A 20,008-nucleotide genomic window follows, 5' to 3' on the forward strand; every position below is an offset into this window, starting at 1 on the left:
ACGGGCCTAGGACCAGGCGGCCACGAAGTACCCCACGCCGTACGGCGCCTCGTCGTACAGCAGCTCACCGCCCAGCCCCGCGGCGCCCTCCGCGGCGCCCGCGAGCACCTGCCACGGGGCGCGGCCGGAGACCATGAGCGCGGCGGAGAGCTCCGCGTCCAGTCCGGCCAGTGCCGCCGTGTCCGCCGCGCCCAGCGCCGCCGCCACGGTGGCGTCGTACGGCTCGGCCCGCTCGTCCAGATAACCGGGGGCCTTTACGGTGCGGCAGGCGCTCCCGTCGCCCATCACCAGCAGCGCGACCCGCTCCGCGATGTCCGCGAGCCCACGGCCCAGACCGAGCATCCGGTCGGCGGGCGCGTCACCCGGCACCGCGCAGGCGTGGAGCGGGGCCGCGATCGTCGTACGCTCCAGCAGCCATGCCGCGACCGCGAGGGACGGGCTCGCCAGCGGCGCCGGGTCCTCGCCCGTGCCGAGCCGGAGCGTGCGGTCGACGCCGTACGGGCGCAGGGAGGCTTCGCCGCCGCCTTCCCATACGTGCCCGCGTTCGCCCGCGCCGACGACGACCAGGAGGTCGGGCCGGGAGGCGGCGAGTACGCCGATCGCATCTGCGCATGCCGTGCGCAGCGGGTCCAGCTCCGCGGCGGCGCCTGCGGCCACCTCGGGGACGAGCAGGGGCGGGCAGGGGCAGACGGCAGCGGCAACCAGCATGATCGGCAGCCTATCGTCAGTCGCAGCCGCAGCCCGGGCCCGCCGCCGGCGCGAACGCCGCCTGCGCGGGGGCGCCGATCGTGGGCAGGCCGAGCATCACGCCGGCGGGCTTGGCGGCGGGGGCCGCGTTGCGCAGTTCCCAGGCGTCGCCGGCGCGCGTCCTGCGCACGGCGAGGGCGGGCTTCTCTGCGAGGAGGTGGTGGGGGGCGGCGTAGGTGATCTCGACGCTGACCAGGTCACCGGGCCGGACGGGCTCCGCCGGCTTCTCGAAGTGGACGAGCCGGTTGTCGGGCGCGCGCCCGGACAGGCGGTGGGTGGCGTCGTCCTTGCGCCCCTCGCCCTCGGCGACGAGCACTTCCAGGGTCCGGCCGACCTGCCGTTTGTTCTCGTCCCAGGAGATCTCCTCCTGGAGGGCGACCAGGCGCTCGTAGCGCGCCTGGACGACCGCCTTGGGGATCTGCCCGTCCATGTCGGCGGCGGGGGTGCCGGGCCGCTTGGAGTACTGGAAGGTGAAGGCCTGCGCGAAACGCGCCTCGCGCACGACGTGCATGGTCTGCTCGAAGTCCTCCTCGGTCTCACCGGGGAAGCCGACGATGATGTCCGTGGAGATGGCGGCGTCCGGCATGGCCGCGCGCACCTTCTCGATGATGCCGAGGTAACGGTCCTGCCGGTAGGAGCGCCGCATCGCCTTGAGGACGGTGTCCGAGCCGGACTGCAGGGGCATGTGCAGCTGGTGCATCACGTTCGGGGTCTCGGCCATCGCCGCGATCACGTCGTCCGTGAAGTCACGCGGATGCGGGGACGTGAAGCGGACCCGCTCCAGGCCCTCGATACGCCCGCATGCGCGCAGCAGCTTGCTGAAGGCCTCGCGGTCGCCGATGTCGGAACCGTAGGCGTTGACGTTCTGCCCGAGCAGGGTGATCTCGGAGACGCCCTCGGCCACCAGCGCCTCGATCTCGGCGAGGATGTCGCCGGTCCGGCGGTCCTTCTCCTTGCCGCGCAGGGCGGGGACGATGCAGAAGGTGCAGGTGTTGTTGCAGCCGACGGAGATCGAGACCCAGGCGGCGTACGCGGACTCGCGGCGGGTCGGCAGCGTGGAGGGGAAGGCCTCCAGCGACTCGGCGATCTCGACCTGGGCCTCTTCGGCGATACGGGCCCGCTCCAGCAGCACCGGCAGCTTGCCGATGTTGTGGGTGCCGAAGACCACGTCGACCCAGGGCGCCCGCTTGACGATGGTGTCCCGGTCCTTCTGGGCGAGGCAGCCGCCGACGGCGATCTGCATGCCGGGATGCGAGGTCTTCCTCGGCGCCAGCTGCCCCAGGTTGCCGTACAGCCGGTTGTCGGCGTTCTCCCGCACCGCGCAGGTGTTGAAGACGACGACATCGGCGGCCACCGTCCCGTCGGCGCCCTTGGAGGCACGGACGTAGCCGGCGTCCTCCAGCAGGCCGGACAGCCGCTCGGAGTCGTGGACATTCATCTGGCACCCGTAGGTACGGATCTCATATGAACGGTTGTGATTCACGCCCACTGCCTGACTCCGGTCGCCGCTGCTCATGACACAAGGGTAGGCGGTGCCCGGGGTGTCCCCCGCCCCGGTGCCCGGCCGCCGGACACCGGGGCGGGGGCCCGGACCCTGGAACCACCCGATTCAGTTCGCGGCCGCGTAGCGGTCCAGCTCGGCGAGGTAGCCGTCCTTGGCGGCGTCGGGCAGCCAGGCGATCTCGAAGGCGTTGCGCTGCAGCTGCAGGACTTCCGCCGGGGTCAGCGGGGTGGCGGCCTGCACCGCGAGGAGGTTCTCGGTGACGTAGCCGTTCATGTAGGCGGGGTCGTCGGAGCTGATGGTGACCCGCAGACCGCGGTCGAGCATCTGCCGGACGGCGTCCTGCCACGCGGAGCCGCGCACGTAGCTGTTGGAGATCGGGCAGACGGTCAGACCCAGGCCACGCGCCTTGATCTCCTTCTGGAGTTCCTCGCTCTCCAGGGAGTTCACTCCGTGGTCGATGCGGTCCACCCCGATCACGTCCAGGCACTGCCGGATGTGGTCCACGGAGTTCTCCTGGTCCACGTCGCAGTGCATGGTGAGCTGGTAGCCCTCGGCGCGGGCGCGGGCGAAGACCTTGGCGAACTTCTCCGGCGGGTTGCCCCGCTCGTCCGAGTCCAGCCCCACCCCGATGATCCACTCCTGGTACGGCAGGGACTCCATGAGCGTGGCCATCGCGTACTCGGCGGTGTAGTCCCGCAGGAAGCACATGATCAGCTGCGCCCGCACATCGAGCAGCCGCCGCGCGTCCATCAGCGCCCGGCGCAGGCCACGGATCACAGTGCCGAACGGGACGCCGCGGGAGGTGTGCGCCTGCGGGTCGAAGAAGATCTCCGCGTACCGCACATTCTGCTCCTGGGCCTTGCTCAGATACGCCCACGCCAGATCGTAGAAGTCCGATTCCGTGAGCAGTACCGACATGCCCTCGTAGTAGCAGGCCAGGAACGACGGCAGATCGTGGAATTGGTAGCCGGCACGCATCTCGTCCACGTCGGAGTACGGCAGCTCGACCTTGTTCCGGGCGGCCAGGGCGAACTTCAGTTCCGGTTCGAGGGTTCCCTCGATGTGCAGGTGAAGCTCGCACTTGGGCAGCTGGGAGATGAACTGCTGCATGTCGGTCACTGTGCCTCCATCGTGTCGGCAGGAAACTAACGTTTTCAGGTTTCGTGTCGGAGATGGACTGTTTCTCCGGCGTAACCACCCTCCCTTCCGCCGGTCCGTGCGGACTGGCAGGATCGCGAGGCATGGAGATCCCCCGCATCGACAGGCGCCGCGCCGTACAGGCGGCATTCGCGGCGGCGGCCGCGCTGGCGCTGCTGGTGTGGTGGCTGCTGCCGGCGAACGGCCCGTCGTATCCGAAAGGCCCGGTGGCCTTCTCGACCGGCGTGGCCAACGGGGTGTACGACACCTACGGAAAGCTGCTGCGCACCCGTCTGGACAAGGACCTGCCGGGGGTGCGGGTCGAGCTGATGCCGTCGCAGGGGTCCGTGGACAACGTGAAGCGGGTCGCGACGGGCCAGGCCGACTTCGCGATCGCGGCGGCGGACGCGGTGGCGAGCTATCACGGGCCGGGGGCGAGCCGGCTGCGGGCGTGCGCGCGGCTGTACGACGACTACATGCAGCTGGTGGTGCCGGCGGACTCGCCGATCGCCTCGGTGAAGGATCTGCGCGGCAAGCGGGTGGGAATCGGGCAGAAGGACTCGGGGGTGAATCTGATCACCGGGCGGCTGCTGCTGGCGGCGGGGCTGGACAAGGCGAAGGACCTTCACGCGGAGACCGTGGGGATCAACGACGCGCCGCGCATGCTGAAGAACGGGGAACTCGACGCCTTCTTCTGGTCGGGCGGGCTGCCGACGAAGGCGGTGACGGATCTGGCGCAGGACATGGACATCAAGCTGGTGCAGCTGGGCGACCTGGTGGACAAGCTGCCCGCGGTGAGCGACGGGCAGAACTTCTACCGGTCGGCGGTGATGCCGGCGGACGCGTACAAGGACATCCAGGGCGGCAAGGCGGTGAAGACGCTCGCGGTGGCGAACCTGCTGGTCACGACCGACCGTGCGGACGCGGGGCTGGTGGAGCGGATCACCCGGACCGTGATCGACAGCCGGGACGGGATCGGCGCGCAGGTGCACGCCGCGCAGCTGGTGGACCTGCGCACGGCGGTGTTCACCGACCCGCTGGAGCTTCACGAGGGGGCCGTTCGCTATTACCGATCCGTAAAACCGTAGGAGAAATCCAGAAACGGGTAGCCCGCTTCGGGGCATTGCGCCCCGACATGTGATCATCTTCCGCCCCGGGGCCGATGTTCTTCGGGGTCGGCGCCCCATAATCTGTTGCCGACCACGTACCGATGGGGGCACACGCATGAGTTCTGGGGGCTTGCCGCACACCCTCATCGGAGGGCGCTACGAGTTGCAGCGTCAGCTGGGGCGCGGCGGCATGGGCGTGGTGTGGGAGGCGTACGACAACCGGCTGAGCCGGCAGGTCGCGGTGAAGGAGCTGCTGTTCCGCGGCGCGATGGACCCGGACACGCAGGCGCAGTGGGTTGAGCGGGCGCGACGGGAGGCGCAGGCGATCGCGCGGATCGGCCATGAGCATGTGGTCGCGGTCCATGACGTGATCGAGGCCGAGGGCCAGGTCTGGATCGTGATGGAGCAGGTCAACCCGCATTCGCTGGCGGACCAGCTGCGCGAGCAGGGGCGGATGCCGGCCCTGCAGGCGGCGCGGATCGGCCTGGAGGTGCTGCGCGGGCTGCGGGCGGTGCACGCGGCGGGGGTGCTGCACCGGGATGTGAAGCCGCACAACATCCTGTTCCGGCGGGACGGCCGGGCTGTGCTCATGGACTTCGGGATCGCGACCTTCGAGGGCGCGGCCCAGGTGACCCGGCTGCACGAGACGGTGGGCACGCCGCAGTACCTGGCGCCGGAGCTGGCGGTGCCCGCCTCCCGGACGCCGCGCGAGGCGACCCCGGCGGCGGATCTGTGGTCGCTGGGCGTGACGCTGTACGAGACGGTCGAGGGCCGCGCGCCCTTCCGTGGCCCGACTCCGTACGAGGTGCTGGAGGCCGTCCGCACCACCGAGCCGCCGCCGATGCAGCACGCGGGCCCGTTGCGGCCGCTGATCGAGGGCCTGCTGGCCAAGGACCCCGCGGCGCGGCTCACGGCGGAACGCGCCGAGCAACTGCTGCAGCACGTCGCCCAGGAGACCCCGGCCCCGCTGGCCGGATACCCGACCGGCTACGACCCGCAGGCAACCCAGCTCACCGCGCCGCCGGACCCTCCCGCGCCGGTGGCCGACCCGGAGCCGCCCCGGCGTCCCCGGCGGCGCTGGATGGCGGTCGTGGCCGGATCGGTCGGCCTGGCGGTGCTGGCGGCCGTGGGGTGGTTCGCGGTGGACCGGCTGCGCTCCACCGACGAGCCCCCGCTGTCCAGTTCGCAGACCTACCGGACGGCCAGGCAGCACGGCTATCTGGTCATCGGCGTCAAGCGGGACCAGCCGGGGCTCAGCGAGGAGTCGGGCACCGCCAAGGGCGGCTTCGAGGGCTTTGACATAGACCTTGCCTGGGCCATCGCGAAGCATCTGGGCTTCAGCAAGGTGCATTTCCGGGTCGTCGGCACCCAGAGCCGCGAATTCATGATCAACTCTGGGCAGGTCGACCTGATAGTGGCCAGCTACTCCATCACCGCCGAGCGCAAGGAGTCGGTGGACTTCGCCGGCCCCTACTATCTCGCCGGGCAGGACTTCCTCGTCCGCTCCGACGAGCCGGAGATCCACGGCGCTCAGGATCTGTACGGCCGGGACGTCTGCACGGTGACGAAGTCGACGCCCGCTGACCGGCTGCGCACGAAGTACCCTCTGATCAGGACCGAGCTGCGGGAGACCTACGGCGAATGCGTGGACCAGCTACTGAAGGGGCAGGTCGACGCGGTCTCCAGCGACAACATCATCCTGGCCGGGTACCGGACCCAGCACCCCAAGGAGCTGCGGCTGCTGGACGCCCCGTTCAGCGAGGAGTACTACGGGGTCGGGCTGCACCGGGGCGAGCCGGCGCTGAAGGCGGCGGTGTGCGACGCGATCGAGAACTACGTCTCGTCGGGCGGCTGGTACACGTCCTACCGCAAGCATCTGAAGCCGCTGACGGACGAGGAGTTCAACGACCAGCGGGCGCCCACGCCGACGGAGTGCGGCTGAGGGGACCGGTCACGGCGCCGTACGCGGCACGGTGAGCGTCACGCGCAGGCCGTGCGGGTCGCCGGGCGCGTAGGAGATCGTGCCGCCGCCCTGGCCGAGCAGGACGCGGGCGATGGACAGTCCGAGGCCGGAGCCGTCGATGTTCTGGTGGCGGGAGGAGCGCCAGAAGCGGTCGCCGATGCGGGAGATCTCGTCGTCGGTGAGGCCGGGGCCGCCATCGGCGACGGTCACGGCGACGCTTTCGCCGCGCACTTCGGTCGAAACGCGGACGCACTCGCCTTGTGGGGTGAATTTCAGGGCGTTGTCGACGACCGCGTCCAGCGCGCTGGACAGCGCGACCGGGTCCGCCCAGCCGGTGGCCGCGGCCACGCCCGCGTAGTCCAGCTCCACGCCTTCGCGGACCGCGACCGGCAGCCAGGCCTCGACCCGCTCGGCGGCGAGATCGGCGATGTCGGTGAGGGCGAGGTCGGCCTCGGCGTGCTCGGCCAGGGCAAGACCGAGAAGGTCGTCGAGGACGGAGGCGAGGCGTTTGCCCTCCTCGCGGACCTTGCCGATCTCCTCGTGGCCGTCGGGGAGTTCGAGGCCCAGCAGTTCGATGCGCAGCAGCAGCGCGGACAGCGGGTTGCGCAACTGGTGGGAGGCGTCGGCGACGAAGGCGCGCTGCTGGTCCAGGACCTCCTCGACGTTGTCGGCCATCTCGTTGAAGGAGCGGGCCAGCCGGCGCAGTTCGGGCGGCCCGCCGGCCGCCGCGACGCGGGACTTCATGCGCCCGGTGGCGATGTCATGGGTGACCCGGTCCAGGATCCGCACCGGCCGCAGCACCCAGCCGGCCAGCCGGAAGGCGGCCATGACGGCCACACCCATGGCCGCGAGCTCTCCGGCGGCCAGCAGCAGCCAGCCGCGCAGGGTGCGCCAGCGCATGGCGCTGGTGGGCGAGTCGGTGAGGACGACCGCGATCACGTCACCGTCCCGTACCACCGGCGAGGCGACGGGGAGCGTGCCGTGCTGCCAGGGCCAGACCTGCCGTGGGTCGTGGCTGCGGCGGCCGGCCCGGGCCTCGGCGTACGCGGTCTGCGCCTCGCCCTGCGCGGGCAGCGTCCAGCTCCTGGGGGCCACCGCGATCGGCTTGCCGTTGCGGTCGAAGACCCCGGCCTGGATGCCGTACAGCTCGTGGTAGCGGCTCAGCTCGGTCTGCAGGGTGCTGCGCCGCTCGTCGTCGGCGCCCCCGGTGACGTACTGGGCGAGCGCCGCGAAGCGGGTGGTGTCGTCGATCCGGTCGACGACGACGCGCTGCTGCTGTGCGGCGGCCAGGCTCGCGGCGAGCGGGAAACCCAGGGCGAGCAGGACACCGGCCATCAGGACGATGAGCAGCGGGAGCAGGCGTGAGCGCAAGGTACGGGCCTAGGCGGGGATGACCAGGCGGTAACCGACCCCGCGTACGGTCTCGATGAGCGCGGGCAGCCGCAGCTTGGAGCGCAGCGAGGCGACGTGCACCTCCAGGGTGCGGCCGGTCCCCTCCCAGCTGGTCCGCCAGACCTCGCTGATGATCTGCTCCCGGCGGAAGACCACACCGGGCCGCTGCGCGAGCAGCGCCAGCAGGTCGAACTCCTTGCGGGTGAGTGCGATGTCCTCGCCGTCCACGGTGACCTTGCGGGTCGGCAGCTCCAGGGAGATCGGGCCGAGCCGCAGCACGCCGGGCTGCTTGCGCATGACGGGGTCCTGGGCGGCGGGCAGCGCTTCGGCCGCGTCCTGCGCATGACGGCGGGCGACGGCATGGATACGGGCGAGCAGTTCCCCGGTGTCGTACGGCTTGACCACGTAGTCGTCGGCACCGAGATTCAGGCCGTGGATCCGGGAGCGTACGTCGGCCCGCGCGGTGACCATGATCACCGGAATGGTGGCACGGCGGCGGATCCGGCTGCACACCTCGAAACCGTCCTGGTCCGGCAGGCCGAGGTCGAGCAGCACGACGTCGTACGCGGGACCGTGGTCGGGCAGCAGGGCGTGCAGCGCCTCCTCGCCGCTGCGCGCGTGCGTCACCGACAGCCCGTGCTTGCCGAGCACGGCGGCCAGCGCCGCGGCGACCCGTTCGTCGTCCTCCACAAGCAGCAGTCGCATCGCGAGCCCTCCCTTCACATCCCGGCTTCAGGTCACGCCCCACGTTCCGGCAATGATGCCTCTTCCCGGAATACAGGCGGATGATCGTCACGCCCGTCAAGGCCGCTCCGCACCGTTCGGGTGACTGTTACACGGCCGGTACGCGACACGGAAACGCGATCACCCAATGTGATGCGTGGTGACCGGATCGTAATCCTCAAGTTCCGCTCAGATGTGGTGACCGAGCGTGGTGATCATTCATAGGGTCTTCCTAACCGACAAGGATGGAGCGCCTGGCGATGACCGAAGTCCCGGTGACCGAGGACGCCGTACCCGTACCGCCGGCGGCCGGCGACCTGGTCGTGCTGGAGGACGTCAACAAGCACTTCGGTGCCCTGCACGTGCTCCAGGACATCGACCTGACCATCGCGCGCGGCGAGGTCGTGGTCGTCATCGGGCCGTCCGGGTCCGGCAAGTCGACGCTGTGCCGGGCCATCAACCGTCTGGAGACGATCGACTCGGGCCGCATCACGATCGACGGCCGGCCGCTGCCCGCCGAGGGCAGGGAACTGGCCCGGCTGCGGGCCGATGTCGGCATGGTGTTCCAGTCGTTCAACCTCTTCGCGCACAAGACGGTGCTGGAGAATGTGACGCTGGGCCAGATCAAGGTGCGCAGGTCGGACAAGAAGGCCGCCGAGGCGAAGGCCCGTACCCTGCTGGACCGGGTGGGTGTGGGAAGCCAGGCGGACAAGTACCCGGCGCAGCTGTCGGGAGGTCAGCAGCAGCGTGTGGCGATTGCGCGCGCATTGGCGATGGATCCGAAGGTGATGCTCTTCGACGAGCCGACTTCCGCGCTCGATCCTGAGATGATCAACGAAGTTCTCGAGGTCATGCAGCAGCTCGCCAGGGACGGCATGACGATGATCGTCGTGACTCACGAGATGGGCTTCGCGCGGTCCGCCGCCAACCGTGTCGTCTTCATGTCGGACGGGCGGATCGTCGAGCAGGCCACCCCGGACCAGTTCTTCAGCAACCCCCGGAGCGACCGGGCCAAGGACTTCCTGTCCAAGATCCTCCACCACTGACGGTGGGCAGGCCCGCAGCGACCAGGATTCCGATGCCCCACAACTTCCAGAAGGATGCCCGCACATGAAGCTCCGCAAGACCACCGCCGCCGCGTTCGCCGTCGTGGCCCTCGCCGCGTCAGCCACGGCCTGCGGCAAGTCCGGTTCCCCCGGCGCCAGTGCCGCCCCGAGCGCGAGCGGCAACGGCGCGAGCGCGGCGGCGACCCTGTCGGCGTATCCGACCAAGTCCGGGGTGAAGCTAAGCGGTTCGCCGACCTTCGACCGCATCACGAAGAACGGTTCCATCACCATCGGTGTGAAGGCCGACCAGCCGAACCTGGGCTTCGAGGACCCGGCCACGAAGACGTACTCGGGCTTCGACATCGAGATCGCCAAGATGGTCGCGGCGGACCTGGGCTACGACCTGGGCAAGATCAAGTTCAAGACCATCGATTCGGCGGCCCGAGAGGACGCGATCAAGGGCGGCCAGGTCGACCTCTACGTCGGTACGTACACCATCAACGACAAGCGCAAGAAGCTGGTCTCCTTCGCCGGCCCGTACTTCATCGCCGGGCAGGACCTGCTGGTCAAGAAGGACAGCACCATCAAGGACAAGGCCGACCTGAAGGGCAAGAAGGTCTGCTCGGTGTCCGGCTCGACCTCGCTGCCCCGCATCACGGCGCAGGTCCCCGGCGCGAAGACCGTGCCCTTCGGCTCCTACTCGCAATGCGTCGAAAGCCTGAAATCCGGCCAGGTCGACGCGGTGACCACGGACGACGCGATTCTCCAGGGCTTTGCGGGGCAGTACGCGGACTCCCTCAAGGTGCTCGGCAAGCCCTTCTCCGAGGAGCCGTACGGCATCGGCCTCGCCAAGGGCGACACCGTGCTCCAGCAGGCCGTCAACGCCGCGCTGAAGGCCCACGAGGACAACGGCGACTGGCAGAAGGCCTACGACGCCACCCTGGGCAAGTCGGGCAACACGGCCACGATCCCCCCGCTGGACTCCTGACCGCGGCTCCTGACCGCGACCGCCGACGGCCCCTTGTACGGGCCGTCGGCACACCCCCTCCCGGCCTTCCGGAGAATCGATGAACGTACTGCTTGACCATTTCGCGCTGTTCCGTGAAGGGTTCCTGGGCACCGTCGAGCTGACCGCGCTCAGCGGACTGATCGCACTCATGCTGGGCGTGGTCATAGCCGCCTTCCGTGTGTCGCCGGTCCCGCCACTGCGCTTCTTCGGCGCCACCTGGGTGCTGCTGTTCCGCAACACGCCTCTCACGCTGCTCTTCTTCGTCGTCGTGCTGGCCCTGCCGCGGCTGGGCCTGAACACCTGGAGTTACTTCCAGCTGGCCGTCCTGGCCCTGAGCACCTACACGTCGGCGTTCGTCTGCGAGGCGGTGCGCTCCGGCATCAACACCGTGCCGCTGGGCCAGGCGGAGGCCGCCCGCAGCATCGGCATGACCTTCGCCCAGACGCTGCGGCTGATCGTGCTGCCCCAGGCCACCCGCACCGCCCTGCCGCCCATCGGGAGCCTGATGATCGCCCTCACCAGGAACTCCGCGATCGCCGGTGGCTTCAGCGTCTTCGAGCTGTTCAGCGTGCAGAAGACGCTCAGCGAGGAGGGCTACGGCATCTGGACCATCTTCGTCTGGGTGGCCGCCGCCTATCTGCTCCTCGCGTTCGTGATCAGCGCGCTGTTCCGCTTCCTGGAGAACCGGATGGCGGTGGCCCGGTGAGCGCGAGTGTCCTGTACGACGCCCCCGGCCCCAGGGCCCGGGCGCGCAACAAGGTCATCGGGGCGGCCGCGGCCGCGGGCATCCTCGGCCTGCTGTACTTCGTCTGGCACCGCCTCGACCAGGCCGGCCAGTTCGAGGCCTACCTCTGGGACCCGTTCCAGTACACCGGCATCCAGCAGCGCATCGGCGAGGGCATCGTCGCCACCCTCAAGGCCTTCGCCCTGGCCGCCGTCTTCTCCCTGGTCTTCGGCGCCACGCTGGCGGCGGGACGGCTCTCCGACCACGCCCCGGTGCGGTGGGCCGCCACGACCGTCGTCGAGCTCTTCCGCGGCATGCCGCTGCTCATCATGATCTTCGCCCTGTACGTCGGGGTCTTCACCACCGAGCCGCTGTGGGCGCTGGTGATCGGCCTCACCCTCTACAACGGCGCCGTGCAGGCCGAGATCTTCCGGGCCGGCATCAACTCCGTGCCGAAGGGCCAGAGCGAGGCCGGATACGCGATCGGCCTGCGCAAGACGCAGTTGATGGTGACCGTGCTGATCCCGCAGGCGGTCCGCGCGATGCTGCCGTCGATCATCAGCCAGCTGGTGGTCACCCTCAAGGACACCTCGCTGGGCTTCATCATCACGTACGAGGAGCTGCTGTACACCGGCAAGCTCATCGCCCAGACCAGCCAGGGCTTTCCGTACATCCCGATGGTGCTGGTCATCGCCCCGATCTACATCGCCATGTGCCTGACGCTCAGTGGGCTCGCCACCTGGATCGAACGCCGCAGCCGCCGCAGCCCCAAGGGCGCGCCGGCCGAAGCGCCGGAGGCGGAGGCCGCGGTGGCCGAGGCGGAGTGACGCCGCGTCAGTGTTCGCACCGGCGCACCGCGCCGACCGGCGGACGTCACTTGACGCACGCACCCGCAGTGGGTTGCATACACAATGTGACTGCACAACTTCCGGGGACCGCGCTGTGGACCCGGTGATCATCGCGGGGGCGGGTCCGGTGGGACTCGCCCTCGCGCTTGGGCTGGCCCGGCACGGCGTGCCGAGCATCGTGCTGGACGAGACGGACGGAGAGGGAGCGCGGGCGGGCGCGGAGCGGACCGCTGTGCTGAGCCCGCCCACGGCGGGCCTGGTCGCCCGGCTGGGATACGCCGGCGTGCACGGCGACGGGTTGTCCTGGACGGCGTGGCGGACGGTACGCCGCCGGCAGGAGGCCGTACGGGTTGACTTCGGTCCCGGCCCGGACTCGGGTCCACTGTCCTCTGGTCCGGCCCCGGCTCCGGCCTCGCCGCTGCACATCTCGCAGGCACAGCTGGAGGGCGGGCTGCGGGCGGCCGCGGCGGCCTCGCCTGCGAAGGACCTGGTGCGGATCGTGCCGCGGGCCCGGGTCGACACGCTGGAGCAGGACGGCTCCGGGGTGACCGTGCACACCAAGGGCACGGACGCGACCTGGTGGCGCGGGAGTTATCTGGCCGGCTGCGACGGCCCGCGCTCGACGGTGCGCAAGCTGCTGGGCGTGCGCTTCCCGGGCCGCACCGCCGTGGACCGGTACGCGGTGGCGGCCCTGCGGGTCCGGCTGCCCGCGCCGACCGAGGCCCTGCTGCACCTCGACCCACCGGGTGCGGGCCTGGGGCCTGAGGTGACGGCCCGGCCGCTGCCGGACGGCGTATGGCGGCTCGACTGGCTGCTGCCGGCCAAGGGCGGTCCGCTGACCTCGGACGACCTGGTGGCCCGGATCCGCGGCACGCTCGCGGCGTGGAACGGCGGGGAGGTGCCCCCGTACGAGCTGCTGGGCTCGGCCGAGTACCCGGTGCACCAGCGGCTGGCGCGGAACTGGCGGGCGGGCCGGGTCTTCCTGGCCGGGGACGCGGCACATCTGACGGGCGCGCTCGGCGCCCAGAGCGTCGAGGAGGGCCTTCGGGATGCCGACAACCTGGCGTGGAAGCTGTCCGCGGCCTGGCACTACGGCGCCTCCGGCACCCTGCTCGACAGCTACCAGGCCGAGCGGCGCGGCGCGGTGGGCGCCCGGCTGCGGGCCACCGACCAGGTGCTGCCACTGCTGCGCGCCGACGGGGCGTTGCACAGCGTGCGGCGTTCGCTGCTGTCCGGCCTGTCGGGATCCGCGCGGCGGTACGCCGAGCTGCTGACCGACAGCCACCTCGGGCGCGGGCCGCTCGGGGCGCCACCGGTGTACGCCCGGTCCCCGCTGGCGGTGCCCGCGCCCCGCGGGGCCTCCGGGGGTGCGGCTTCGCCGCTGGTGGCGGCCTGTGCCACGCCGGTGGGCGCGGCGGTCACCGATGTCGAGGTCACCGCCCTGGACGGCTCGCGGGCGCGGCTGTACGAGCGGCTCGGCCGGCATCTGCTGGTGGTGCTGATCGCGCCGGGCACCGGGGTGTGGGAGAGCCGGCACTGGCTGACGGCGGGGCTGATGCCGCGGCTGGCCAAGGCGGTGGCCGCGCTGCCGACCCGCGCCGAGCTGCTGGTCGCGGAGGCGTATCCGGGTTCCACCGCGCACGGCGTGCTGCTGATCCGGCCGGACGGGCACCTGGTCACCGTGATGACCGGCTGCCGGCCCGCCGAGCTCTACTCGTACGCCGACCTCGCGCGCGGCGGGCCGCCGGTACCGGCGCAGGGGACGGAGCAAGGGCCGGGGCAAGGGCCGGAACAGGCGGACGCGCCGTCCCCCGAGCCGTCCGAACCGGTCAGCGGGCGAACTCGGTAGCCCGCGACTCCCGTACGACCGTGATCCGGATCTGCCCGGGGTAGGTCAGCTCCTCCTCGACCTGCTTGGCCACGTCACGGGCGATGACCTGCGCCTGGATGTCGTCCACGTCCTCCGGGCGCACCATCACCCGGATCTCGCGGCCGGCCTGCATGGCGAAGACCTTGGCGACCCCTGCGTGGGCCGCGGCGATCTGCTCGAGCCGCTTGAGCCTGCGCACATAGCTCTCCAGGGACTCGCGCCGGGCGCCGGGGCGGCCGCCGGAGATGGCGTCGGCGGCCTGGGTGAGCACGGCCTCCACCGTGCGGGGGTCCACCTCGTTGTGATGGGCCTCGATGGCGTGCACCACGTCCTCGTTCTCGCCGTGCCTGCGGGCGAGGTCGGCGCCGATGAGGGCGTGGCTGCCCTCGACCTCGTGGGTGAGTGCCTTGCCGATGTCGTGCAGCAGGCTGCCGCGCTTGACGGGGGCGGGCTCGACACCGAGTTCGGCGGCCATCATGCCGGCGAGGTGCGCGGACTCCAGCAGGTGGCCGAGCACGTTCTGCCCGTAGGAGGTGCGGTAGCGCAACCGGCCGAGCAGCGCGATCAGTTCGGGGTGCATGTCGGTGATGCCGGTGTCGGTGAGCGCGTCCTCGCCGTGCCGTACGCAGAGCTGCTCGACCTCGGCGACGCTGCGCTCGTAGACCTCCTCGATGCGGTGCGGGTGGATGCGGCCGTCTGCGACCAGGGCTTCCAGGGTCAGCCGGGCGACCTCGCGGCGCACAGGGTCGAAGCAGGACAGCAGCACCGCTTCCGGTGTGTCGTCGATGATGAGATTGACGCCGGTGACGGCCTCGAAGGCCCGGATGTTGCGGCCCTCACGGCCGATGATGCGGCCCTTCATGTCGTCGCCTGGCAGGTGAAGCACGGAGACCACGGATTCGGCGGTCTGCTCGCCGGCCACCCGCTGGATCGCGGTGGCGACGATCCGGCAGGCCCGTTCCTCGCCCCGCTCGCGGGCGGCCCGCTCGATGTCCCTGACGATCACGGCCGCTTCACGCTTGGCCTGCTGCTCCACGGAGCGGACGAGGTCGGTGCGTGCCTCGACGGCGGTGTAGGAGGCGACGCGCTCCAGGATGACGCGCCGCTCGTCCTCGATCCGGATCACCTCTGCGCGACGGCGCTCCAGCGCCTCACGCTCCTCGGTCAATTCCCTTCTGCGGGTGTGCAGATGCTCGGACTCGGCATCGATCCGGGCCTCGCGGTCGGCGAGCCGCTGCTCACGGCGCTCCAGGTCGGCCCGGATCTCCCGGACCTCGCGTTCGGCGGCGGTCCTCAGACGTTCGCGTTCATTGCGCAGCCGGTGCAGCAGGACGCCCGCCGCCACAGCCACCAGGACGAACACGAGGGAGAGCATGGATCCGGTCCCCAGCGCGATGCCCATGGCACCAACTCCCGTATCTCTGAGGCCGCTTTCCCTCACCCGTTTGTGAGGCTAAGTCGACTCACAGACATGGTCAAGGAACCGGCCACCGCACGGTCCGGTGACGCTCACCCGGGCAGACCCCTGCCGCGCCCATCTGCTCGCCCTACTCCCCGAAGAAGGGCTCCAGGAACTCCGGGTCCTCGCCCTCTTCCTCCAGCGCGCGCCGGACCACCCGCAGGGCGACCCCCTCCGAGTACCCCTTGCGGGCCAGCATCCCGGCGAGGCGGCGGATGCGCTTGTCGCGCTCCAGGCCGCGGGTCGCGCCGAGTCTGCGGTCCACGAGAGCGCGGGCGGCCAGCTCCTCCTGCTCGGAGTCGAGCTGCTCGACGGCACGGCCGATCAGCTCGTTGTCCACTCCCCGGGTGCGCAGCTCCTGGGCGAGGGCCCGCCGGGCGAGGCCCCGGCCCCGGTGCCGGGACTCCACCCAGGCGTTGGCGAAGGCCTCGTCGTCGATGAGCCCCACGTCCTGGAACCGCTCCAGCACATGCTCGGCCACCTCCTCCGGGATCTCCCGGCGGCGCATGGCGTCAGCGAGCTGCTTACGGGTCCGGGGCGTCCCCGTGAGCAGGCGGAGGCACAGTGCCCGCGCCCGCTCCTCGGGGTCGGCCGGCTCTGCTGGCGGCGGCTCCTTCTCGGCCCTCGACGAGTCAGAGCCGCCGCGGTCTGTGTATCGGCGTGCCGTGCGTGCCATGGGTCAGGCCTTGGCGGCGGTCGCCTTGGTCGCCTTCACCACCTTGGGCGCCGGCACCTCGGCCTTGGCAGGCACTGCCGATGTGGCGGCGTCCGCGCCGGGCTGCTCGCCGATGACCTCCGGCCTGACGCCGATGCCCAGCTTCTCCTTGATCTTCTTCTCGATCTCGTCGGCGAGGTCGGGATTGTCCTTCAGGAAGTTGCGGGCGTTCTCCTTGCCCTGGCCGAGCTGGTCGCCCTCGTACGTGTACCAGGCACCGGCCTTGCGGACGAAGCCGTGCTCGACACCCATGTCGATCAGGCCGCCCTCCTTGCTGATGCCGTGGCCGTAGAGGATGTCGAACTCGGCCTGCTTGAACGGCGGCGCGACCTTGTTCTTGACGACCTTGACGCGGGTGCGGTTGCCGACCGCGTCGGTGCCGTCCTTGAGGGTCTCGATACGGCGGATGTCCAGACGCACGGAGGCGTAGAACTTCAGCGCGCGGCCACCGGTCGTGGTCTCCGGCGAGCCGAACATCACGCCGATCTTCTCGCGGAGCTGGTTGATGAAGATCGCGGTTGTCTTGGACTGGTTCAGCGCGCTGGTGATCTTGCGCAGCGCCTGGCTCATCAGCCGGGCCTGCAGACCCACGTGCGAGTCACCCATCTCGCCCTCGATCTCGGCCCGCGGCACGAGGGCCGCCACCGAGTCGATGACGATGAGGTCGAGGGCGCCGGAGCGGACCAGCATGTCCACGATCTCCAGCGCCTGCTCGCCGTTGTCCGGCTGCGAGAGCAGCAGGTTGTCGGTGTCGACGCCCAGCTTCTTGGCGTACTCGGGGTCGAGGGCGTGCTCGGCGTCCACGAAGGCCACCTGGCCGCCGGCCTTCTGCGCGTTCGCCACCGCGTGCAGGGTCAGGGTCGTCTTGCCGGAGGACTCCGGGCCGAAGACCTCCACGACGCGGCCGCGCGGCAGGCCGCCGACGCCGAGGGCCACGTCCAGTGCGGTCGACCCGGTGGGGATGACCTCGATGGGCTCGTTCGGCCGCTCGCCGAGGCGCATGACAGCGCCCTTGCCGAACTGCCGTTCAATCTGTGCGAGAGCGGCGTCGAGCGCCTTCTCGCGGTCGGTTCCTGCCATGGGCTCCACCCGGGATGTCTGAGTCGATCGCTTCACGTCCATGACGCTACTGCCTGCCACTGACAATGCGCCCTGACGTCCTTCCGGGCTGTGGATAACTAGCGGAAAGTCCCCATTGAGTCCGCGGGAAATCGGGCCTGGAACATCCATGAGAATGGATGTTCGATTTCCGTGTCAAGCGAGACACGGGGACCGTCAGACCTCCTGTCAGCCCGCGTCAGCCCGCGTCAGCCGCGCCGTAGCCTGCGCCTGATCCTCGCCACCAGGGAGCGTCCCCGCCGGCGCTGCGGACCGTGGGCGCGCGGATCGGTGACGTCGTAACGCTTCACGTATGCCCCGAGGAAGCCCTGCAGCGTCGCCGTGGCCGGGATGGCGACCAGCGCGCCGATCGCGCCCAGCAGGGCGGTGCCGGCGATCACCGAGCCGAAGGCCACAGCAGGGTGGATGTCGACCGTCTTGGCGGTGATCCGCGGCTGGAGCACGTAGTTCTCGAACTGCTGGTAGACCACCACGAAGCCCAGCACCCACACCGCGTCCCACGGATCCTCGGTGAACGCGATCAGAGCGGGCAGCGCACCCGCGAGATAGGTGCCGACGGTCGGGATGAACTGGGAGATCACACCCACCCAGACCGCGAGCGCGGGCGCGTACGGCACGTTCAGCGCCTGGAACAGCACATAGTGCGCGACGGCCGAGATCAGCGCCATCAGCGCCCGCGAGTACAGGTAGCCGCCGGTCTTGGCCACCGCGATCTCCCAGGCGCGCAGCACCTCCGCCTGGCGCGAGGGCGGCAGTACGGAGCACAGCGCACGGCGCAGCCGGGGGCCGTCGGCCGCGAAGTAGAAGCTGAACAGCGTGATCGTGAGCAACTGGAAGACGCCGCCCAGGACGGCACCGGACAGCCCCCACACATTGCTGGCCTGGTTCTGCACGTAATTGCGCAGCCAGTCCGAGTGCAGGACATTGTCCTGCAGCTTGCCGACAGAAAGATCGGTGCCGAAGGTCTGGTTGAGCCAGAGGACGACATCGTCCACGTAGTTGGGCAGATTCCGGCCGATCGTGGTGATCTGGTCGACCAGCAGCGACCCGAGCAGCACCACGAACAGCCCGCCCGCCGCCAGCACGCTGAGGAACACCAGCCCGGTGGCGATCCCCCGGCGCACCCCGCGGGCCGCCATCCAGTCCACCGCCGGCTCGATCGCCAGCGCGCCGAAGAACGCGATCAGGATGTTCACCAGCAGCCCGATGACCTGGTGGAACGCCCAGTTCGCGAGCTGGAACGCACCGAGCAGGGCCAGCGCCATCACCATGGCCCGCGGCAGCCATCGCGGCATGCCCGCACCGGGCGCCGTGCCCGGCTCCGGCTCCCCGGCCGCCCCGCCGCCTCCGTCGCTCCCGGCGCTGCCCGCGCTCCCGGTACCGCCCGCGCTTCCTGCGCTTGCCGCGTTTCCTGCGTTTCCTGCCACGGGCCAAGTCTCGCTTACCGATCAGCGATTCGAGGAGGGCACATCAACAGCCGCGCACACCGCACGCCACACGTCCTTGGCCTCCCAGCCCTCGTCCAGCGCCTGGACCACGGTCCTGCCGCCCAGTTCGGCCATCACATGATCGCGGGCGAAGGAGTCCGCGTACGTATCGCCGAAGTGCGCGCGCATCCGTTCCCAGAAGACCGTCAACTTCATGCGCACCAGTATCCCGTCCTGGGGGGCGCATGGTCGCACGGCCGGGTGCTCCCTCGTCCTGGTCGTAGGCAGCGGCGGCGGGGCGCCCTACTGTGCGCACATGCCAGCTACCCCGCTAGCGCGCGCCGAGCACTTCGTGTGGCTCACCGCCCGCGTGCTTGAGCAGCGCAGGTTCGCCTACCACTTCCTGCAGGGACCGCCGGACGCGGTGGAGGCCGCACTGAGCGCGTACCGCAATGACGACGAGGGCTACGGACATGCCCTGGAGCCCGATCTGCGCGGCCCGGTGAGCCAGCCGCTGCACACGGCGTACGCCTTGCGCGTGCTCGATGAGATCGGCCGCTGCGGCGTCCAGCGCGCCGAGCGCGTGTGCCGTTATCTGACCTCGGTCTCCGCGCCGGACGGCGCCCTGCCCGCGGTCCATCCCTCGCTGCGCGGCTATCCGGCCGCGCCCTGGATCCCGGTCGTGGACGACCCGCCGGGCGACCTCCTGGCCACCGGGCCCGTGGTGGGGGTGCTGCACCGCAACGAGGTGTGGCACGCCTGGCTGTTCCGGGCCACGGACTTCTGCTGGGACGTCGTGGAGTCGCTGGACAAGACCCATCCCTACGAGGTTCTCGCCGCCCTGGCCTTCCTGGACTCCGCGCCGGATCGCGTACGCGCACGCGCCGCCGCCGACCGCATCGGACGGCTCCTGCGCGAGCAGCGGCTGGTCGTGCTCGACCCGGCACGCGCAGAGGGCCATTCCGTTCCGCCGGGCTATGCGCCGGGCGAGCACCACTACGCGTACGACTTCGCGCGCACGCCCGGTTCGCTCGGCCGGCGGTGGTTCTCGGACGCGGAACTGGAGCGCTCCCTGGACTTCCTCGCCGCCCAGCAGCAGGACGACGGCGGCTGGCCGATCCTGTGGCGCGAGTGGGCCCCGGGCACACGGCTCGAGGGGCGGCCTGTCGTCACGATCGAGGCCCTGCGCACGCTGCGCGCGTACGGGCGCGTCTGA

The 20,008-nt window shown here is 70.6% G+C and carries 18 protein-coding genes; 8 read left to right on the forward strand and 10 right to left on the reverse strand.

Features of this window, described 5'->3' with window-relative positions:
* Window positions 1-6: 6 nt before the first annotated feature.
* From OG607_RS11890 to OG607_RS11900, 3 genes are all read right to left on the reverse strand, one after another.
* Window positions 7-708, reverse strand: coding sequence for a hypothetical protein (locus OG607_RS11890; RefSeq protein WP_405722334.1), 702 nt, complete (start codon window positions 706-708; stop codon window positions 7-9).
* A 16-nt stretch (window positions 709-724) separates the two neighbouring features.
* Window positions 725-2,263 (reverse strand): tRNA (N6-isopentenyl adenosine(37)-C2)-methylthiotransferase MiaB, encoded by a 1,539-nt coding sequence (gene miaB, locus OG607_RS11895; RefSeq protein ID WP_405722336.1) that lies wholly within the window; start codon window positions 2,261-2,263, stop codon window positions 725-727.
* Window positions 2,264-2,356: 93 nt separating this feature from the next.
* Window positions 2,357-3,361, reverse strand: a complete 1,005-nt coding sequence (locus OG607_RS11900) for an adenosine deaminase (protein ID WP_405736698.1) — start codon at window positions 3,359-3,361, stop codon at window positions 2,357-2,359.
* A gap of 131 nt (window positions 3,362-3,492) precedes the next feature.
* Between OG607_RS11900 and OG607_RS11905 the strand changes: the two genes are divergently transcribed.
* Both OG607_RS11905 and OG607_RS11910 read left to right on the forward strand, forming a co-directional pair.
* Window positions 3,493-4,476, forward strand: coding sequence for a TAXI family TRAP transporter solute-binding subunit (locus OG607_RS11905; RefSeq protein WP_405722338.1), 984 nt, complete (start codon window positions 3,493-3,495; stop codon window positions 4,474-4,476).
* Window positions 4,477-4,612: 136 nt separating this feature from the next.
* Entirely contained in the window at window positions 4,613-6,439 is a 1,827-nt protein-coding gene (locus OG607_RS11910) for a bifunctional serine/threonine-protein kinase/glutamate ABC transporter substrate-binding protein (RefSeq protein WP_405722340.1), read from the forward strand.
* A 9-nt stretch (window positions 6,440-6,448) separates the two neighbouring features.
* Here the strand turns inward: OG607_RS11910 and OG607_RS11915 are convergent, their stop codons facing one another.
* Window positions 6,449-7,831: a sensor histidine kinase gene (locus tag OG607_RS11915; RefSeq protein WP_405722342.1), complete on the reverse strand. Its 1,383-nt coding sequence runs from the start codon at window positions 7,829-7,831 to the stop codon at window positions 6,449-6,451.
* Between the two features lie 9 nt (window positions 7,832-7,840).
* Complete coding sequence (locus OG607_RS11920; protein ID WP_405722344.1) at window positions 7,841-8,557, reverse strand: response regulator transcription factor; 717 nt, start codon at window positions 8,555-8,557, stop codon at window positions 7,841-7,843.
* Between the two features lie 278 nt (window positions 8,558-8,835).
* Here OG607_RS11920 and OG607_RS11925 point away from each other — a divergent pair, with 278 nt between their 5' ends.
* From OG607_RS11925 to OG607_RS11945, 5 genes are all read left to right on the forward strand, one after another.
* A complete protein-coding gene (locus OG607_RS11925; protein WP_405722347.1) occupies window positions 8,836-9,621 on the forward strand; it encodes an amino acid ABC transporter ATP-binding protein in 786 nt (261 codons plus the stop codon).
* A 64-nt stretch (window positions 9,622-9,685) separates the two neighbouring features.
* Window positions 9,686-10,609 (forward strand): glutamate ABC transporter substrate-binding protein, encoded by a 924-nt coding sequence (locus tag OG607_RS11930; protein WP_405722348.1) that lies wholly within the window; start codon window positions 9,686-9,688, stop codon window positions 10,607-10,609.
* Window positions 10,610-10,688: 79 nt separating this feature from the next.
* A complete protein-coding gene (locus OG607_RS11935; RefSeq protein ID WP_405722351.1) occupies window positions 10,689-11,336 on the forward strand; it encodes an amino acid ABC transporter permease in 648 nt (215 codons plus the stop codon).
* Entirely contained in the window at window positions 11,333-12,181 is an 849-nt protein-coding gene (locus tag OG607_RS11940; RefSeq protein ID WP_405722354.1) for an amino acid ABC transporter permease, read from the forward strand. Before OG607_RS11935 ends, OG607_RS11940 begins: the two co-directional genes overlap by 4 nt.
* Window positions 12,182-12,296: 115 nt before the next feature.
* Window positions 12,297-14,051 (forward strand): FAD-dependent monooxygenase, encoded by a 1,755-nt coding sequence (locus OG607_RS11945; RefSeq protein ID WP_405722356.1) that lies wholly within the window; start codon window positions 12,297-12,299, stop codon window positions 14,049-14,051.
* Here OG607_RS11945 and rny read toward each other — a convergent pair.
* The 5 genes from rny to OG607_RS11970 all read right to left on the reverse strand — a co-directional run bounded on the left by rny (window position 14,032) and on the right by OG607_RS11970 (window position 19,008).
* Complete coding sequence (gene rny / locus OG607_RS11950; RefSeq protein ID WP_405722357.1) at window positions 14,032-15,474, reverse strand: ribonuclease Y; 1,443 nt, start codon at window positions 15,472-15,474, stop codon at window positions 14,032-14,034. The genes OG607_RS11945 and rny overlap by 20 nt on opposite strands.
* Before the next feature lie 145 nt (window positions 15,475-15,619).
* On the reverse strand, window positions 15,620-16,207 hold the full coding sequence (recX, locus tag OG607_RS11955) for a recombination regulator RecX (RefSeq protein ID WP_405722359.1): 588 nt from the start codon (window positions 16,205-16,207) through the stop codon (window positions 15,620-15,622).
* Between the two features lie 3 nt (window positions 16,208-16,210).
* The gene (recA, locus tag OG607_RS11960) at window positions 16,211-17,326 is read right to left on the reverse strand and encodes a recombinase RecA (RefSeq protein ID WP_405722361.1); all 1,116 of its coding nucleotides are present in this window, start codon (window positions 17,324-17,326) and stop codon (window positions 16,211-16,213) included.
* Between the two features lie 227 nt (window positions 17,327-17,553).
* A complete protein-coding gene (locus OG607_RS11965; RefSeq protein WP_405722364.1) occupies window positions 17,554-18,792 on the reverse strand; it encodes an AI-2E family transporter in 1,239 nt (412 codons plus the stop codon).
* A gap of 21 nt (window positions 18,793-18,813) precedes the next feature.
* Window positions 18,814-19,008, reverse strand: coding sequence for a DUF3046 domain-containing protein (locus tag OG607_RS11970; protein WP_405722366.1), 195 nt, complete (start codon window positions 19,006-19,008; stop codon window positions 18,814-18,816).
* A gap of 100 nt (window positions 19,009-19,108) precedes the next feature.
* On the opposite strand from OG607_RS11970, the gene OG607_RS11975 reads away from it, so the two are divergent.
* Window positions 19,109-20,008: a hypothetical protein gene (locus OG607_RS11975; RefSeq protein ID WP_405722368.1), complete on the forward strand. Its 900-nt coding sequence runs from the start codon at window positions 19,109-19,111 to the stop codon at window positions 20,006-20,008.

The organism is Streptomyces sp. NBC_01537 (genome assembly GCF_045040445.1).
Lineage (GTDB): Bacteria > Actinomycetota > Actinomycetes > Streptomycetales > Streptomycetaceae > Actinacidiphila.